Genomic DNA, 17,078 nt, shown 5'->3' with positions numbered 1-17,078 from the left:
AGCGCGAAGCCGGACTGCAGAACACCCGAGTCGGACAGCCGGAGACGGCGCACCGTACTCGGCGTGGGACGATAGAGTCGCCCGTTCGCTCATTTCGAACACGCCAGCCGAAGGATACGAGTGCCCAGCTTCGCCGACACGACGTTCACCGATCCGACCAGGATTAGGAACTTCTGCATCATCGCCCACATCGACCACGGTAAGTCGACGTTGGCGGACCGGATGTTGCAGCTCACCGGAGTCGTCGACGATCGGTCGATGCGCGCGCAGTACCTGGACCGCATGGATATCGAGCGCGAGCGCGGAATCACCATCAAGGCACAGAACGTCCGTTTGCCCTGGGTAGTCGACGGTGAGGAATTCGTTCTGCACCTGATCGACACTCCCGGACACGTCGACTTCACCTACGAGGTCTCACGCGCACTCGAGGCCTGCGAAGGAGCGGTGTTGCTCGTCGACGCCGCACAGGGCATCGAGGCTCAGACATTGGCTAACCTGTACCTGGCCCTCGACAAAGAGCTCACCATCATTCCGGTGCTGAACAAGATCGACCTTCCGGCGGCCGATCCGGATCGCTACGCCGCCGAGATCGCCCACATCATCGGGTGCGAGGCCGACGACGTGCTGCGCGTATCCGGCAAAACCGGTGTGGGCGTGGAGGAACTGCTCAACGAGGTCGTCAAGCTTGTTCCGGCACCGGTCGGCAACCCCGACGGCCCGGCCCGCGCAATGATCTTCGACTCGGTCTACGACACCTACCGCGGCGTCGTCACCTACGTCCGTGTGGTCGACGGTGCGCTCAACCCGCGGGAGAAGGTCACGATGATGTCGACCGGCTCGACGCACGAGCTGCTCGAGGTCGGCATCGTTTCACCGGACCCGAAGGCCACCAAGGGCTTGGGCGTCGGCGAGGTGGGGTACCTCATCACCGGCGTGAAGGATGTCCGCCAGTCCAAAGTCGGCGATACCGTCACCACCTTCCGCAAGGGTGCGACCGAACCGCTGACCGGCTATCGCGAGCCCCGGCCGATGGTCTACTCCGGTCTGTACCCGGTCGACGGTTCGGACTACCCCGACCTGCGCGACGCTCTCGAGAAGCTGCAACTCAACGACGCAGCCCTGACGTACGAGCCGGAGACCTCCGTCGCTCTCGGGTTCGGCTTCCGCTGCGGCTTCCTCGGTCTGCTGCACATGGAGATCACCCGTGAGCGGCTCGAGCGGGAGTTCAACCTGGATCTGATCTCGACCTCACCGAACGTGGTCTATCGCGTCGAGATGGAGGACGGTGCCGAGCACATCGTCACCAACCCGTCGTACTGGCCCGAGGGCAAGGCGAGGGAAGTATTCGAGCCGATGGTCAAATGCACCATCATCTCGCCCAGCGAGTTCATCGGTTCCATCATGGAACTGTGCCAGGGACGACGCGGAGACCTGGGCGGTATGGACTACCTGTCCGAGACCCGTGTGGAATTGCGCTACACGATTCCGATGGCCGAGATCATCTTCGACTTCTTCGACATCCTCAAGTCCCGAACGCGCGGATACGCCAGCCTCGACTACGAGGAGATCGGCGAGAAGAGCGGGGCGTTGGTGAAGGTCGACATTCTGCTGCAGGGTGAGGCCGTCGACGCGTTCTCGGCGATCGTGCACAAGGACGCCGCTGCCGCGTACGGGAACAAGATGACGACCAAGCTCAAGGAACTGATTCCGCGTCAGCAGTTCGAGGTCCCGATCCAGGCCGCCATCGGATCACGCATCATTGCCCGCGAGAACATCCGCGCGATCCGTAAGGACGTGCTCGCGAAGTGCTACGGCGGCGACATCAGCCGCAAGCGCAAACTGCTCGAGAAGCAGAAAGAGGGCAAGAAGCGGATGAAGACGATCGGTCGCGTCGAGGTGCCGCAGGAAGCCTTCGTCGCCGCGTTGTCCTCGGAGTCCTCGGCGGACAAGCCGAAGAAGTAGGACGGTAGCTCCCGGTCGCTGGAACGAACCTCACACCTTTTTCACCGACTGCGCGCCCCTCCTCGCATCAGAGCAGGGGCGCGCGGTCGGCAATGGGGGCGCGCGGTCGGCAATGGGGGCGCGCGGTCGGCACCGAACTCTGTCGTCAACGACGGGGGAGTACGTTTCGAACCTGTGACCACCTCGATTCTGAAGCAGTTGCGTGTTCCCGTTGTCGGTGCTCCCATGGCCGGTGGCCCCAGCACTCCGGAGTTGGCCCGCGCGGTCTCGGAGGCCGGCGGATTGGGGATGATTGCCGGGGGTTTGCTGACGCTCGAAGCGTTTGCAGCGCAGATCGATTCGGTTCGCGATGTGACGATCGGAGTCAATCTGTTCCTGCCGGAAGAGTCGTCCGGTGCCGACGTCCAGGCGTACGCCGAGCGGGTGGCACCCTGGTTCGAGCGCTTCGATGCCGAACCGGGAGTGTTGCCGCGTCGCGACGACTTCTACGCTGACAAGTTCGCCTGGCTGCTGGCACATCCGGTGCCGGTGGTGTCGAGTACGTTCGCGACGTTCGATGCGGACGAGGTCGCGACACTGCACTCGGTGGGTACCGAGGTGTGGGCCACCGTCGCCACGGCGTCCGACGCGTCGGTGGCCACCGCGAACGGAGTCGACGCACTCGTGGTGCAGGGCCCCGAGGCAGGTGGGCACCGAAGTACGTTCGACGGCTCGGCCCCCGAGCAGCCCTTGACGGAACTGCTGGCCGCAGTACGCGAGATTTCCCAGCTACCCCGAATCGCTGCCGGTGGATTGATGGACGGCAACGACGTTGCGCCACTGCTCGATTCGGGTGCAGCGCACGCTGTGCAGCTGGGCACGGCGCTGCTGAACACGCCGGAAGCCGGTACCAAACCGGTACACCGACAGCAGTTGACGCGCGCGACGGACACCGCTGTGACCAGGGCGTTCTCCGGTCGTCCGGCGCGGGGTCTGGTGAACGAGTTCATGCGCGAGAACTCCGAGGCCGCGCCGCTCGCGTACCCCGATCTGCACTATTTGACGGCACCGCTGCGTGCGAAGGCAGCCGCACAGAACGATCCGTCGGCACTGTCGATGTGGGCAGGTACCGGTCATCGCCGAGCGCAGTCGAAGCCCGCGGCCGAGTTGGTCGCCGAATGGGCGAGGCAACTCGGCCGCTGAACGACACTGCTCAGGTGTTGGAGTGCGCAGGCTGGAAATGCCCTGCCGCCTGAGCCTCCTCGGCGCGGATGACGTGCACCACGGCGTTGATGAGTGCCAGGTGGGTGAATGCCTGCGGGAAATTGCCGAGGTGACGGCCGGTGCGATGGTCGATCTCCTCGGCGTAGAGCTTGAGCGGGCTCGCGTAACCGAGGAGCCGTTCGCACAGGTGCTTCGCTCGCGGGAGCTCGCCGATCTCGACCAGCGCCGAGACCAGCCAGAAGGAACAGATCGTGAATGTTCCTTCTTCGCCGGCCAATCCGTCGTCGGTGGTGTCGGTTCGATACCGCAGCACGAGCCCGTCCTCGGTCAACTCGTCGGCAATGGCAAGCACCGTCGCGCGAATACGCTCGTCATCGGCAGGTAGGAACCGCAGCAGCGGCGCGAGCAGCAGTGACGCATCCAGCGAGTCGTGGCCGTAGCGCTGGGTGAGAACACCGCGGGAGTCGATGCCGTTCGCGAGAATGTCTTCCTTGATCTCGTCGGCGATCTCGTTCCACTTGGCCGAATATTCGTCCTGGCCGTGGATGTCGGCGAGCTTGGCGCCGCGGTCGAGCGCGACCCAACACATGAGCTTCGAGGACGTGAAGTGTTGCGGTTCACCGCGTACCTCCCAGATACCACGATCGGGCTTGCGCCAGTTGGCGATCGCTTCCTCGACCTGACGCTTGAGTAGCGGCCACAGGAACTCGGGGACGTGTTCTCGCGACTTGACGTGGAGGTACACCGAGTCGAGCATCGTGCCCCAGATGTCGTGCTGTTCTTGGTTGTAGGCACCGTTGCCGATACGGACGGGTTGGGCACCGTCGTAGCCGGACAGGTGCGACAGCTCCTCCTCGTCGAGGGTCTTCTCGCCGCCGATGCCGTACATGACCTGCAGGGGATTGACCTCGCCGTTGGCTGTGGTCGCGACATCGGACATGAACGCGAAGAAGTCGTTGGCCTCCCGGTCGAGTCCCAGGGTGTACAGGCCCCACAGAGCGAAAGTGGAATCCCGCACCCAGGTGTATCGATAGTCCCAGTTACGTTCTCCACCAGGCGTTTCCGGAAGTGACGTGGTCGACGCGGCCAGCAGAGCACCGGTCGGCGCGTAGGTCAGGCCCTTGAGAGCCAATGCGCTGCGCTGAAGGTATCCGCGCCACGGATGGTCGGGGAATCGGCCGATCGTGATCCATTGCCGCCAGCATTCCGACGTCTGCCACATCTTGCTCGAGGCTTCCTCGAACGTCTGCGGCGCAGGTAGATCGGACCAGGACAACGCGACGAACACGTTGTCGCCCTCGGTCAAGCGGGTGCGTGCGCGGGCCTCTCGGCCTTCGATGCCGATCCGCAGATTGGTGGTCAGTTTCAGCGTCGGCTGATCGCCGTCACTGCTCGCGGCGCAGGTTGCCGTCGTCTCCTCGTACACCTTCCCGGTGTATTCCCACTTGGCCGGGGCGCGGTGGTAATCGAAGGCCGGCTCGCAACTCATCTCCAATTCGACCGTCCCGCTGACGCACTTGATGGTCCGAAGCAGAATGTGCTCGGCATCCCAGTCGCTCGGCGCACGTTTGTGGGTTCGTGAGCGTTGATCGGTGTTGTGCCATGGGCCCATCACCAGGGCGTCGCGTACGGTGATCCACCCGGTCTCGGTCTGCCACGTGGTTTCGACGATCAGGCCGCCCGGCAGGTAGCGGCGGGCAGCCGGGACGGACTGGCCGTACGGTCCGACCCGAAAGTGACCCGCACTGCGATCGAGAATTGCGCCGAAGACGCTGGGTGAGTCCGGCCGTGGCACACACATCCACTCGACGGACCCGTTGCGTGCGATCAAACAAGTCGTTTCGCAGTCCGAGAGGAACGCGTAGTCGTCGATCGGCGGAAAGGCGCTGCGATACGACGTCGCCGCGTACGCCGGCGAGTCGGTACGTCCCAACGCTCCTTGAACTTCGACTCCGCCCAAACCTGGGTGTCCCGATCCCATAACGGGTTCGTCGGCCACCGGGGGTACGGGCGAAGTATTTTCGAATGCCGTCATGGCGTAATCATCGACGCATCGATGGCAGTCGTCCACTGCTGGTCGTCGGTCGGCGTGGCGTGGGTGTGGAGCCGGCTGGTTTAAGCTGCGAGGGTGGAACCGGTTGCACGATGGTGGGACGGCGTCGAACTGTGGATAACGGGATTGCCGTTCGTGCCGCAGTCGGTCGTCGCGTTGCTGGTCATCGTGCCGACGGCGTTCCTGTTGGCACGGGTGTTCGATCGACTGCTCGCAGTGTTCCTGCGTCTGCTCGGACGCGACGCCCGTGCGGCTCGGGAGGCGGAGTCGACGGCGACGGCCTCCACCACGACGAAGGACGGATAGTAATGCCACGGTCTCGGGTCACGTTGGCGCTCATCGCGCTGCTGGTGCTGGTTGTCATCGCCTGGTTGCTCACTCGGTAGCCTTTCCGGCCCCGACTCGTCTGCCGAGTTAGAGCCGACACCGATCCTCTGCTAGATTTCTGCCGTGTCGTCTGCAGCCGAGTACCGCGTCCGCCATCAGTTGGCGTTGATTGCTGTCGGCATGTTGGCAGTCGCCGATATCGACTGTTGTTGATTTCTTCCCTCGTCGAACAGGTTCCGTCGATCCGCTGTCGGCATGCGCATGCCTCGCACGCGGCCGGGATTCGTTGTTCGTGCGATTGCGCACGGTGACCTCGGCCTCGGCCACACGGCTTCGGTCGACGAGGGTATCGACTCGGCCCAGTTCGTTCTCAGTGCACACCATCATGAAAGGCCCTCGCTCGATGAGGCATGGCTCTCGCTACCTGCTGACCACGTTTGCTGCCGTGGGGGCGTTGGTACTCAGCGGCTGCAACGGCGGGTCCAGTGACGTCGTCGGTGGCCCCCCGGACACTGCCAGTGGTCCTTCCCTGACCCTCGTCGGCTACGCAGTGCCCAAGAACGGCTGGGACGCAATCGGTACGGCCTTCGCAGCGACCGAGGACGGCGACGGCACCGCGATCAACGCCGACTACGGCCCTTCGGGTAACCAATCTCGTAAGGTTGCCGACGGCGCGCCCGCCGATATCGTCAACTTCTCCGTGGAGCCCGATATCACGCGACTCGTCGACGCGGGCAAGATCGACGAGGACTGGAACCGCAATGCCTACGGGGGAGTGCCGTTCGGCTCCGTGGTGACGATCGTGGTTCGGGAGGGCAACCCGAAGAACATTCGCACGTGGGACGACCTGCTCGAGCCGGGTGTACAGGTGATCAGCCCGAGCCCGCTCAGTTCCGGATCGGCCAAGTGGAACCTGCTCGCCCCGTACGCGGCGATGAGCAACGGCGGCCAGGACGAGCAGGCGGGTCTCGATTTCGTTCGTACGCTCGTCGCTGATCATTTTCCGGTGCAGCCCGAGTCGGGTCGCGCGGCCACCGAAGCGTTTCTGCAAGGCCAAGGTGATGCGTTGCTGAGTTACGAGAACGAGGCACTCCTCATCGAGCAGCAGGGCCAGCAGGTGGAGCACGTCGACGTTCCCGTGACGTTCCGCATCGACAACCCGGTGGCGGTGGTCAACAGCAGCGCTCACCTGGACCGGGCGAACGCTCTCAACGATTTCGTCTATTCCGACGAGGGGCAGCGGATCTGGGCCGAAGCGGGCTTCCGTCCGGCGAACCCGGAGATCGAGTCGGAGTTCTCCGACAAGTTCTTCACTCCCGAAAAGCTGTACACCATAGATGATCTGGGCGGCTGGGAGCAGGTCGACGCGGACCTGTTCGGTGACAACGGCGCGATCGCGAAGATCTATCAGGAAAGTACTCGGTAGATATCGATGTCACCTTCGACCACAGATACATCGACTGCGGAATCGACCGTTCCGCCCGGTACGAGATCACGGTTTCGTCCAGGCGGCGAGGGCCGCAAGTTCAGGGGGCCGGGATCGGTAGGGCCACTCGGGCTCGGGGTGGCCGTGCTGTGGCTCAGCGTCATCGTATTGCTTCCGCTGGCAGCGTTGACCGTTCAGTCGTTCGACGACGGTCTGTCCGGTTTCTGGGATGCGATCTCCGAGCCGCGGGCAGTGGCCACGTTCAAGGTGACACTCGAGGTATCCGTCGCGGCAGCAGTGCTCAATCTGTTCCTCGGCACGCTCATCGCATGGGTGTTGGTGCGGGACGAGTTCCCGGGGAAACGGTTCGTCAATGCGCTGATCGATCTGCCGTTCGCACTACCGACCATCGTCGCGAGCCTCGTGCTGCTCTCGCTGTACGGCCCGGCGAGTCCGATCGGGTTGGTGTTCAATGCAACCAAGCCCGCAGTGGTCGTCGCGCTGCTGTTCGTCACGCTGCCGTTCGTGGTGCGGGCGGTGCAGCCGGTGTTGATCGAGCTCGACAAGGACGTGGAGGAGGCGGCTGCCTCTCTCGGGGCGAACAACTGGACCATCTTCCGGCGCATCGTGTTGCCGGTGTTGTTGCCTGCCGTGCTCTCCGGCGGTGGCCTTGCGTTCGCCCGCGCCATCGGTGAGTTCGGATCGGTGGTGCTCATCGGTGGCAACATCCCGAACGACACCCAGGTGGCCTCCCAGTACATCCGTGAGCTGATCGAGTACGACAGGTCCACCGATGCAGCGGCAATCTCCGTGGTGCTGTTGGGAATTGCGTTTGCGGTGCTGTTCGTCCTGCGTGTGGTGGGCAATCGGCTGGCCCGTCGTGAGGAGCAGATCTCGTGAAGATCGGTCTACCGGTCAAGCTGACCCTGCGCACCGTCGCCCTGCTGTATCTCGCCGTACTCGTGCTGCTGCCGCTCGGGACCATTTTGTACCGCACCTTCGAAGACGGCGTCGTCACGTTCTGGGAGCTGATCACCACTCCGGCCGCACAATCGGCACTGCAGCTCTCGCTGTTGATCGTTGCCATCGTGGTGCCGATCAACATCGTGTTCGGTGTGGTCACAGCTCTCGCGCTCGTACGCGGGCGGTTCCGCGGCAGGGGCGTGCTCGAGGCGATCGTGGATCTGCCGTTCGCGGTGTCGCCGATCATCACCGGTGTTGCGCTGATCCTGCTGTGGGGTGCGAACGGTTGGTTCGGCGGCGTCGAAAGCTTGGGCTTCAAGGTCATTTTCGCGCTTCCTGGCATGGTCATCGCGACCATCTTCGTCACGCTGCCGTTCGTTGTTCGCGAGGTCGAACCGGTGCTGTACGAAATCGGTGAAGAACAGGAAGAGGCCGCCTCGACATTGGGCGCGTCGTCCTGGCAGACGTTCTGGCGCATCACGTTGCCTGCGATCCGGTGGGGCCTGACCTACGGCGTGGTACTGACCGTCGCGCGATCCCTCGGCGAGTTCGGTGCCGTCATCATGGTCTCGACCAATCTGCCGGGAATCTCGCAAACACTGACACTGCTGGTCAATTCACGCTACGAGGACTTCAATCAGCAAGGTGCGTATGCGGCCTCCACGCTGCTCATGGCGATCGCCGTGGTCGTGCTGCTGTTGATGACGGCCCTCGAGAAGAAGAGGACGAACCAATGACCGAGACATCCCCGGAGATCGAGATCTCGGTCGCCGGTGCCAACAAGCGGTACGGCGATTTCGCAGCGCTCGACGATGTCGACATCGACATCCCCAAGGGTTCGTTGACGGCATTGCTGGGTCCCAGTGGTTCGGGCAAGTCCACTCTGCTGCGCTCGATCGCGGGCCTCGAGCAGCTCGACTCCGGCCGCGTGGTGCTTGCAGGGCAGGACGTGACCTGGGTGAGTCCGCAGCGTCGCGAGATCGGCTTCGTGTTCCAGCACTACGCGGCGTTCAAACACCTCACGGTGCGAGACAACGTCGCGTTCGGTCTGCAGATTCGCAAGCGGCCCAAGGCCGAGATCGCCAAGAAGGTGGACGAGCTACTCGAGATCGTCGGGCTCGCCGGCTTCCAGAGCCGCTACCCGGCGCAGCTGTCCGGTGGACAGCGGCAGCGCATGGCGTTGGCCCGTGCACTGGCCGTCGACCCGCAGGTGTTGCTGCTCGATGAGCCGTTCGGTGCACTCGACGCCAAAGTACGGGCCGACCTCAGGACGTGGCTGCGGCGACTGCACGACGAGGTGCATGTGACGACCGTGCTGGTGACCCACGATCAGGAAGAAGCGCTCGACGTCGCCGATCGAATCGCCGTGCTCAACAAGGGAAGAATCGAACAGATCGGGACGCCGGAGGATCTCTACGACCGTCCGGCCAACAATTTCGTGATGTCGTTCCTCGGCCAGGTCGCCAGACTGAACGGAGTTCTCGTCCGCCCGCACGACATTCGCGTCGGACGCGATCCGTCGTTGGCGCAGGCGCAGGCCAGCGGGACGGCGGAATCGGCGGGAGTGACACGTGCCATCGTCCAGCGCGTGGTGCGTCTCGGGTTCGAGGTCAAGGTCGAATTGGAGAACGCCGCGACCGGTGAGTTGTTCGCCGCGCAGATCACTCGTGGCGACAGCGAAGCCCTCGGTCTTCGTGAGGGCGACACGGTGTACGCGCGAGCGACTCGGGTACCGGAAGTTGCCGACGCAGCTCACCAGGCTGCCTCGGCCCCTGTGAACTGACCGTCGCCGCGTATCTCACGCGGTACGGTGCCGACACACGCGCTGCAGGGCGGCGTCGTAGCGCCAGGAAGCGATCTCGGCTACCGCCGGATGGGAGCCGATGACCTCGGCGAATGTCACGTCCGGGTGCTCCAACAGCAGACGTGTGACTCGGTCGGTCAATCTGCCCGGTGCCAGAAACCATGGTGCCACCACGATGCGAGTGGCACCCATCGAGCGCAGCTGCGCCACGGCCTCGGTAGCAGAGGGTTCGACCGAGGTCGCGAAGCAGGCCACCGCCCCGGCCCAGGAGCTTCCGGACACCAGATCTTGGGCCAGGAGTTCGGTGCGTTCGTTCGCCGATGCGTCGTTCGAGCCGACTGCGGCCAGCGCGACGCCGACGGTCGTATCGTCGAGTGCAACCCCGGTCTGCACGACACGATCGCGAACGGCATCGACGAGCAGACGATCACCACCGAGTACGTCCGATTGTGCGATGGACAGGTGCGGATGACGTCCTCGCGCTGCATTCAGCAGCGCGGGTAGGTCGACCTTCGCGTGATAGGCGCTGCCCAACAGCAGCGGAACTGCGACGATGCGCGTATGACCGGACGAGGCCAGCTCGTCGACCACCGTGTCGACGCCGGGATCGGTCAGATCGAGAAACGCAACCCGGACGTCCAGATCCGGTCGCCGTCGACGTAGCACGTCGACGGCGCGGCGGATCGAAGCGCCCGAGCGCGGGTCGCGGCTGCCGTGGGCAACCGCGATCAGAGCGGTCACGCCGGAACTGCCGACCCCAGCTCGACCGCAGCCAATGCATTCCCCACGAGCCCGGCCGCGAGGGTGTTTCCACCGGCTGGATCGATCAGCAGGAAGCTACCCGTGTGCCGGTTGACGGCGTAGTCGTCGGCCACGATCGGTTCGGCGACGCGCACGGAAATTCGGCCGATCTCGTTGAGCTCGAGCGACTCCGGATTCTCCTGCGCAGTGAGATCCTGCTCGTCGAAACGTTCGATGAGAGTGCCGACGATGGCCTGCGTCGTACGGGTTCCGTGCTTGAGCAGCAGCCGGGCACCCGGGCGGAGCGGCTTCTCGGCGAGCCAGCAGACAGTGGCCTCGAAATCGCCGATGGGCTCGGGCGCGTCCTGCGGGGAGGCGATGGTGTCTCCGCGCGAGACGTCGACATCGTCGGTGAGCACGAGAGTGACACTGCGCCCGGCGTGCGCCGTACGCAACTCACCGTCCGCGGTGTCGATGCGTTCGACCGTCGTTCGGGTGCCGGAGGGCAGAATGACCACCTCGTCCCCGACGTCGACGGTGCCTGCTGCGACCTGGCCTGCGTACCCGCGATAGTCGGGGAACTCTGCCGTGCGGGGTCGAATCACGTACTGCACGGGGAATCGAAGACCGACGCGGTGTGGCTCGGCGTCGACCGGTACCGACTCGAGGTGCTCGATGAGCGTGGGCCCGTCGTAGTACGGGGTTCTGTCCGACTGCACCGCGACGTTGTCACCGTGTAGCGCAGAGACCGGGATCTCGACGACGTCCTCGCTGGACCAGCCGAGGGAGGAGGTCAGCGAGTTGAACTCGGCCGAGATGTCGGCGAAGACCTGCGCGGGGTCCTCGACCAGATCGATCTTGTTGACCGCGAGGACCAGCCGTGGAACGCCGAGCAGAGCGAGAACCGCTGCGTGCCTGCGGGTCTGGGTGATGACACCCTTGCGGGCATCGACCAGCAGGATGACGAGCTGAGCCGTCGACGCCCCGGACACGGTGTTGCGGGTGTACTGCACGTGGCCTGGGGTGTCGGCCAGCACGAACGAGCGGTGTGGCGTCGCGAAATAGCGGTAGGCGACATCGATGGTGATGCCCTGTTCGCGCTCGGCGCGCAGTCCGTCGACCAGCAGGGACAGATCCGGCGTGGCCAGGCCCTTGTCCACCGATGCCCGAGTGACGGCGTCGATCTGGTCTGCCAGAACGGATTTGGTGTCGTACAACAGCCGTCCGACGAGGGTCGACTTTCCGTCGTCGACGCTCCCTGCGGTGGCGAGGCGAAGGAGCTGCGTGCCTGTGCTCGAGCTGCTCATCAGAAGTATCCTTCTCGTTTGCGATCTTCCATTGCAGCCTCGGAGACACGGTCGTCGCCGCGGGTCGCTCCGCGTTCGGTCAGCCGCGATGCGGCGACCTCGGCGAGGATTGCCTGGTTGTCGGCGGCCTCGGAGAGTACTGCGCCAGTGGTGGATCCGTCGCCGACGGTGCGGTAGCGCACCGACAGAGTCTGCAGTTCTTCGTTCTCGGCGGGCCCACCCCACACGCCGGGTGTCATCCACATGCCATCACGCTGGTAGACGGGTCGCTGGTGGGCGTAGTAGATGCTCGCCAGTTCCACGTCGTCGCGCGCGATGTAGCGCCAGATGTCGAGTTCGGTGAAGTTGCTGAGCGGGAACACCCGCACCTGCTCGCCGGGGGAATGCTTGCCGTTGTACAGGTTCCACAGTTCGGGTCGCTGCTTCTTGGGCTCCCACTGGCCGAATGCGTTGCGCAACGAGAAGATTCGTTCCTTCGCACGGGCCCGCTCCTCGTCGCGTCTGGCACCGCCGAAGACGGCGTCGAACCGATTCTCGGAGATCGCGTCGAGAAGAGGCACGGTCTGCAGCGGGTTGCGGATGCCGTCGGGACGCTCGGTGAGGCGTCCGTCGGCGAGGTAGTCCTCGACCCTGGCCACGTGCAGGCGCAGGTTGTACTTGGCGACCACGTGATCGCGGAAGTCCAGTACCTCCTGCAGGTTGTGGCCGGTGTCGACGTGGAGCAGCGCGAACGGCAGGGGAGCGGGCCAGAACGCCTTGATCGCCAGATGCAGCAGAACGGTCGAGTCCTTGCCGCCGGAGAACAGAATGACGGGACGCTCGAACTCGCCCGCCACCTCCCGGAAGATGTGAATGGCCTCGGATTCGAGTGCGTCGAGGGTGTCGAACCGATCTGCGTCGAGATGGGTTCGACCGACGGTGGCCGAGGTGAGGTCGAGTGTCATGAGGCGTGCAACCCACATTCGGTCTTGGCCTTGCCGGCCCAACGACCGCTACGCGGGTCGGCTCCGGGGGCAGGTTTGACGGTGCACGGTGCGCACCCGATGGACGGATAGCCTTCGTCGACGAGGGGATTGACCAGAATCGAATGCTCGTCGATGTAGGCCTGCATCTGCTCATCCGACCACGGTGCGATCGGGTTGATCTTCACCAGGCCGAAGGCGTCGTCGAACGAGATGAGCGGAGCGTTGGCGCGGGTGGGTGCTTCGACCCGCCGGATGCCGGTGACCCAAGCGCTGTAGTTCGCCAGTTCCTTCTTCAGCGGGGCGACCTTGCGCATCGCGCAGCACCGGTTGGGCTCACGTGCGAACAGGTCCTTGCCCTCGATCGAATCCTGTTCCGCAACAGTCTTCTCGGCGCGGGCATTGATGACGTGCACGCCGTACACGGATTCGACGGCGTCGCGTGTGCCGATCGTCTCGGCGAAGTGGTAGCCGGTGTCGAGAAACAGCACATCCACACCGGGATGAACCTGTGCTGCGAGATGAACGAGAACCCCGTCCTGCATGTTGGAGGCGACGATGAAGTCCTCACCGAAGGTGTCCTCGGTCCACTGCAACAGCTCCAGTGGGCTCGCCCCGTCGAGTTCGCGGGCACCGCGCTCGGCGATGTCCTTCAACTCCTCCACCGTCAAATTCAGCCTGGTACTCATCGCAAATCCGCCTCGTCTGCTCGTACGGCCCATTGAGCGAACCGTTCGCCGTCCTCGCGGTGCTTGTCGAAATTGCGCACCACTCTGTCGATGTAATCGCCCAGCTCGGAGCTGTTGACCTTGTGCTGGCGCAACTTTCGGCCGAACGCACTGTCCAGACCGAGGCTGCCTCCGAGATGAACCTGGAATCCCTCTACTTGATTCCCGGCACCGTCGTCGACCAGCATGCCCTTGAAGCCGATGTCGGCGATCTGTGAACGCGCGCACGAGTTGGGGCAGCCGTTGATGTTGATCGTGATCGGAACGTCGAGTCGACTGTTGATGTCGGCCAGGCGCTGCTCGAGCTCGGGCACGAGAACCTGTGAGCGCTTGCGGGTTTCGGCGAAGGAGAGCTTGCAGAACTCGATGCCGCTGCAGGCCATCAGATTCTTGCGCCAGTGCGAGGGTCGGGCCGGCAGGCCCAATGCGTCGAGATCTGCGATCAGCTGCTCGAGCCTGTCGTCCGGAACATCGAGAACGATCAGCTTCTGATACGGCGTGAAGCGAATCCGATCAGACCCGGCTTTCTCGGCGGCATCGGCCACAGCGGCCAGGATGGTGCCCGAGACGCGTCCTGCGATGGGCGCGACACCGACCGCGTTGAGACCGTTCTTCAGCTTCTGCACACCGACGTGATCGCGAGGCCGAGTCGGCTTCTCGGGGGCCGGTCCGTCGATGAGCTTGCGGTGCAGGTATTCGTCCTCGAGGACCTGGCGGAATTTCTCGATACCCCAGTCCTTGATCAGGAACTTCAGCCGCGCCTTCGTGCGGAGCCGGCGATACCCGTAGTCACGGAAGATCGAGACGACGCCTTCCCAGACGTCCGGTACCTCCTCGAGGGGAACCCAGACGCCGACACGTTGCGCGAGCATGGGATTGGTGGACAAGCCACCGCCGACCCACAGGTCGAGTCCGGGACCGTGCTCGGGGTGGTTCACTCCGACGAACGCACAGTCGTTGATCTCGTGCACCACGTCCTGAAGGCCGGAGATGGCCGTCTTGAACTTGCGCGGCAGGTTCGAGTACTCGGGTTTGCCGATGTACCGCTCGACGATCTCGTCGATGGCCGACGTGGGGTCGAGAATCTCGTCGACGGCCTCACCGGCGAGAGGGGAACCGAGCACCACCCGTGGGCAGTCGCCGCAGGCCTCGGTGGTCTCGAGCCCGACCGCCTCGATTCGACGCCAGATCTCGGGAACGTTCTCGACCTCGACCCAGTGGAACTGGACGTTCTCACGATCGGACAGATCAGCGGTGTCACGGCCGAACTCCTTCGAGATGTTCGCGAGGGTGCGCAGTTGTTCGAGGTTCAGCGCGCCTGCGTCGCATCTGATCCGCATCATGAAGTACTTCGCCTCGAGCAGATCGATGTTGTCGTCACCGGTGAAGGTGCCGTCGTAGCCCTGCTCGCGCTGTGTGTAGAGGCCCCACCACCGGAAGCGGCCGCGCAGGTCGCTCTTGTCGATGCTGTCGAACCCCTGCTTGGAGTAGATGTTCTCGATGCGGGCACGGACGTTGAGCGGGTTGTCGTCCTTCTTGGACTGCTCGTTGGCGTTGAGTGGCTCTCGGTAGCCCAGGGCCCACTGTCCCTCGGCTCGACGCTTGGTCGGCCGCGGCGTGCGCTCCCGTGGCTTGACGGAGGCAGCGTCGGTGGTCGCGTCGCTGGTCGACGACATGCAATGCTCCTGCATCTTCTGTGCGGGCCGGCTCTCGGGTTGTGCGCGTGGATGTGCGCTACCCACATGAAGGGAGTGCCGGTGAATCGAATGGACGTGCTCGAAGGAGGCTGGTCAGCAGCCGGACGTGCATCGACACGACGCGCTACAGACGCGGCCGAGATCGACATGGCGGCGCGCCACGAGTCGAACTCCTGAGTCGGTCACGGGTGCCATTGTGCCACGTCATCGCAGCATTGCCGACCGCGGAGCCTATTTACCCCGTTTTTCGGGTAAATAGGCTGGCAGACCTGCCCGACGGCGGGTGGGCAGAGTCGATCGCCGACTCTGGGACACTGGTGAGCGTGAACAACGCCGTCTCCATCCCGTCCGACTTCGAGTTGCCGCACGAGGCATTCGCCGGCGTGGGGGACCGAGCGTTCGGCATCTACGTACATGTCCCGTTCTGCGCGACGAGATGCGGGTACTGCGATTTCAACACCTACACGGCGGGCGAGTTGGGGACCTCGGCGTCGCCGCAGTCCTGGCTGGAGGGTCTGCGACGTGAGCTGGACACCGCCGCGGCCCTGATCGAGGCGGGGACCGGGCGAGTTCCGACAGCTGACACGGTCTTCGTCGGTGGTGGCACGCCGTCACTGCTGGGGGGCGACGGTCTGGCCGAGGTTCTCGGTGCCGTCCGGTCCAGTTTCGGACTCACCGACGGCGGCGAGGTGACCACCGAATCCAACCCCGAATCGACATCCGCGGAATTCTTCGACCGACTTCGGGGGGCAGGCTTCACCCGAGTCTCGCTCGGAATGCAATCCGCCGCGCCGCACGTGCTCGCCGTACTCGATCGAACCCACACGCCCGGCCGGGCGGTCGCGGCCGCCAAGGAGGCGCGCGCTGCCGGTTTCGAGCACGTCAACCTCGACCTCATCTACGGCACCCCCGGCGAGCGAGACAGTGACCTCGACCAGTCGCTCGCCGCGGTACTCGATGCCGGTGTCGACCACGTGTCGGCCTACGCGTTGATCATCGAGGACGGAACTGCCATGGCGCGCAAGGTGCGGCGTGGCGAGTTGCCCGCTCCGGACGACGATGTACTGGCGAGCCGCTACGAGCGCATCGACACAGCCCTCGGTGCTGCGGGCCTGTCCTGGTACGAGGTATCGAACTGGGCCGCCGACGCCGATGCACAGTGCCGTCACAACATCGGTTACTGGGATGGCGGCGACTGGTGGGGTGCCGGCCCTGGAGCGCACAGCCACATCGGCGGTACCCGATTCTGGAACGTCAAGCATCCTGCTGCGTACGCCGATCGCCTCGCAGCTGGGCAGCTGCCGGTCATGGGGAGCGAGGTACTCAGTGTCGAGGATCGGCACCTGGAGGAGCTGATGTTGACCGTGCGATTGCGCTCGGGGGTGCCGATGGCTCTGCTCGGCCCTGCCGAGCGTGCCGCCGCCGAGCAGACCGTCGCGGACGGGCTCATGCTGCGGTGCGGTGATCGGCTGGTACTGACCGATCGGGGCCGGTTGCTCGCGGATGCAGTGGTGCGCAGCATCGCCGCGGCGTGAGAACTCGGCCTCAGGCACCGAGTGCGTCGTAGTCGAACACCCTGGCGTGCAACACCGTTCGATTCCGTAGAGCCGCCCGAACCGCTCGGTGCAGGCCGTCCTCCAGATAGATGACGCCGCGGAACTGCACAGCGTGCGGGAAGAGGTCACCGTAGAAGGTGGAGTCCTCGGACAACAACCGGTCCAGTTCGAGCACCTTCGTGGTGGTGACGATCTCGTCCAAACGCAGTTGGCGTGGCGGAATTCTCGACCAGTCCCGGATGGAGAGTCCGTGCTCGGGGTACGGCTTTCCGTCGCGGACGCCTTTGAAAATCATCGCGAGCCCCGAGCCACTGGACCGAATCGACAGACAGTTTCCACTCGGACCACA

16 protein-coding genes are annotated in these 17,078 nt (G+C 64.4%); 9 read left to right on the top strand and 7 right to left on the bottom strand.

All coding sequences use genetic code 11. From position 1 onward, the window contains the following. Window positions 1-114 precede the first annotated feature (114 nt). Together lepA and J1M87_RS09785 are read left to right on the top strand one after the other, a co-directional pair. Entirely contained in the window at window positions 115-1,962 is a 1,848-nt protein-coding gene (gene lepA, locus J1M87_RS09790) for a translation elongation factor 4 (protein WP_374222377.1), read from the top strand. 174 nt (window positions 1,963-2,136) lie between these two features. After that, window positions 2,137-3,144 (top strand): nitronate monooxygenase, encoded by a 1,008-nt coding sequence (locus J1M87_RS09785; RefSeq protein ID WP_206489353.1) that lies wholly within the window; start codon window positions 2,137-2,139, stop codon window positions 3,142-3,144. A gap of 10 nt (window positions 3,145-3,154) precedes the next feature. Here J1M87_RS09785 and J1M87_RS09780 read toward each other — a convergent pair whose 3' ends face one another. Further along, complete coding sequence (locus J1M87_RS09780; protein WP_241256630.1) at window positions 3,155-5,200, bottom strand: glycoside hydrolase family 15 protein; 2,046 nt, start codon at window positions 5,198-5,200, stop codon at window positions 3,155-3,157. A gap of 93 nt (window positions 5,201-5,293) precedes the next feature. Between J1M87_RS09780 and J1M87_RS09775 the strand changes: the two genes are divergently transcribed. From J1M87_RS09775 to J1M87_RS09755, 6 genes are all read left to right on the top strand, one after another. Next, on the top strand, window positions 5,294-5,524 hold the full coding sequence (locus J1M87_RS09775) for a hypothetical protein (protein ID WP_206489352.1): 231 nt from the start codon (window positions 5,294-5,296) through the stop codon (window positions 5,522-5,524). A gap of 144 nt (window positions 5,525-5,668) precedes the next feature. Further along, window positions 5,669-5,758, top strand: a complete 90-nt coding sequence (locus J1M87_RS29395) for an Ms4533A family Cys-rich leader peptide (RefSeq protein WP_310180897.1) — start codon at window positions 5,669-5,671, stop codon at window positions 5,756-5,758. Window positions 5,759-5,948: 190 nt separating this feature from the next. Further along, on the top strand, window positions 5,949-6,971 hold the full coding sequence (locus tag J1M87_RS09770) for a sulfate ABC transporter substrate-binding protein (RefSeq protein ID WP_206489351.1): 1,023 nt from the start codon (window positions 5,949-5,951) through the stop codon (window positions 6,969-6,971). A 6-nt stretch (window positions 6,972-6,977) separates the two neighbouring features. Then, window positions 6,978-7,871, top strand: a complete 894-nt coding sequence (cysT, locus tag J1M87_RS09765; protein ID WP_241256629.1) for a sulfate ABC transporter permease subunit CysT — start codon at window positions 6,978-6,980, stop codon at window positions 7,869-7,871. Then, complete coding sequence (cysW, locus tag J1M87_RS09760) at window positions 7,868-8,671, top strand: sulfate ABC transporter permease subunit CysW (RefSeq protein ID WP_206489350.1); 804 nt, start codon at window positions 7,868-7,870, stop codon at window positions 8,669-8,671. Before cysT ends, cysW begins: the two co-directional genes overlap by 4 nt. Continuing rightward, window positions 8,668-9,717 (top strand): sulfate/molybdate ABC transporter ATP-binding protein, encoded by a 1,050-nt coding sequence (locus J1M87_RS09755; protein ID WP_206489349.1) that lies wholly within the window; start codon window positions 8,668-8,670, stop codon window positions 9,715-9,717. Before cysW ends, J1M87_RS09755 begins: the two co-directional genes overlap by 4 nt. Before the next feature lie 15 nt (window positions 9,718-9,732). On the opposite strand, the gene J1M87_RS09750 is transcribed toward J1M87_RS09755, so the two are convergent. Genes J1M87_RS09750 through J1M87_RS09730 form a run of 5 tightly spaced genes read right to left on the bottom strand, consistent with a single transcriptional unit; the run spans window position 9,733 to window position 15,152 of the window. Then, entirely contained in the window at window positions 9,733-10,479 is a 747-nt protein-coding gene (locus tag J1M87_RS09750) for a sirohydrochlorin chelatase (protein ID WP_206489348.1), read from the bottom strand. After that, window positions 10,476-11,786 carry a sulfate adenylyltransferase subunit 1 gene (locus tag J1M87_RS09745; RefSeq protein WP_206489347.1) on the bottom strand — a complete coding sequence of 437 codons (1,311 nt, stop codon included), beginning with the start codon at window positions 11,784-11,786 and terminating at the stop codon, window positions 10,476-10,478. Before J1M87_RS09745 ends, J1M87_RS09750 begins: the two co-directional genes overlap by 4 nt. After that, window positions 11,786-12,730 carry a sulfate adenylyltransferase subunit CysD gene (gene cysD, locus J1M87_RS09740; RefSeq protein ID WP_206489346.1) on the bottom strand — a complete coding sequence of 315 codons (945 nt, stop codon included), beginning with the start codon at window positions 12,728-12,730 and terminating at the stop codon, window positions 11,786-11,788. The genes J1M87_RS09745 and cysD overlap by 1 nt, the downstream gene beginning before the upstream one ends. Further along, a complete protein-coding gene (locus J1M87_RS09735) occupies window positions 12,727-13,437 on the bottom strand; it encodes a phosphoadenylyl-sulfate reductase (RefSeq protein WP_206489345.1) in 711 nt (236 codons plus the stop codon). The genes cysD and J1M87_RS09735 overlap by 4 nt, the downstream gene beginning before the upstream one ends. Further along, the gene (locus J1M87_RS09730) at window positions 13,434-15,152 is read right to left on the bottom strand and encodes a nitrite/sulfite reductase (protein ID WP_206489344.1); all 1,719 of its coding nucleotides are present in this window, start codon (window positions 15,150-15,152) and stop codon (window positions 13,434-13,436) included. The genes J1M87_RS09735 and J1M87_RS09730 overlap by 4 nt, the downstream gene beginning before the upstream one ends. Window positions 15,153-15,496: 344 nt before the next feature. Here J1M87_RS09730 and hemW point away from each other — a divergent pair, with 344 nt between their 5' ends. After that, a complete protein-coding gene (gene hemW, locus J1M87_RS09725) occupies window positions 15,497-16,708 on the top strand; it encodes a radical SAM family heme chaperone HemW (RefSeq protein WP_206489343.1) in 1,212 nt (403 codons plus the stop codon). 10 nt (window positions 16,709-16,718) lie between these two features. Here hemW and J1M87_RS09720 read toward each other — a convergent pair whose 3' ends face one another. After that, on the bottom strand, window positions 16,719-17,024 hold the full coding sequence (locus J1M87_RS09720; protein ID WP_008715485.1) for a type II toxin-antitoxin system VapB family antitoxin: 306 nt from the start codon (window positions 17,022-17,024) through the stop codon (window positions 16,719-16,721). Window positions 17,025-17,078: the final 54 nt, after the last annotated feature.

The organism is Rhodococcus sp. KRD162, assembly GCF_017168335.1.
In the GTDB taxonomy this organism is placed as follows: Bacteria; Actinomycetota; Actinomycetes; order Mycobacteriales; family Mycobacteriaceae; genus Rhodococcoides.
Note: the sequence above shows the minus strand (reverse complement) of the source record. Positions and strands in the feature narration are given on the sequence as shown.

Coding starts and splice junctions, on each gene's coding strand:
- cysT (WP_241256629.1), top strand. CDS start 6,978: ATGTCACCTTCGACCACAGATACATCGACTGCGGAATCGACCGTTCCG.
- J1M87_RS09730 (WP_206489344.1), bottom strand. CDS start 15,152: ATGTCGTCGACCAGCGACGCGACCACCGACGCTGCCTCCGTCAAGCCA.
- J1M87_RS09735 (WP_206489345.1), bottom strand. CDS start 13,437: ATGAGTACCAGGCTGAATTTGACGGTGGAGGAGTTGAAGGACATCGCC.
- cysD (WP_206489346.1), bottom strand. CDS start 12,730: ATGACACTCGACCTCACCTCGGCCACCGTCGGTCGAACCCATCTCGAC.
- J1M87_RS09780 (WP_241256630.1), bottom strand. CDS start 5,200: ATGACGGCATTCGAAAATACTTCGCCCGTACCCCCGGTGGCCGACGAA.
- J1M87_RS09745 (WP_206489347.1), bottom strand. CDS start 11,786: ATGAGCAGCTCGAGCACAGGCACGCAGCTCCTTCGCCTCGCCACCGCA.
- J1M87_RS09770 (WP_206489351.1), top strand. CDS start 5,949: ATGAGGCATGGCTCTCGCTACCTGCTGACCACGTTTGCTGCCGTGGGG.
- J1M87_RS09755 (WP_206489349.1), top strand. CDS start 8,668: ATGACCGAGACATCCCCGGAGATCGAGATCTCGGTCGCCGGTGCCAAC.
- J1M87_RS09720 (WP_008715485.1), bottom strand. CDS start 17,024: ATGATTTTCAAAGGCGTCCGCGACGGAAAGCCGTACCCCGAGCACGGA.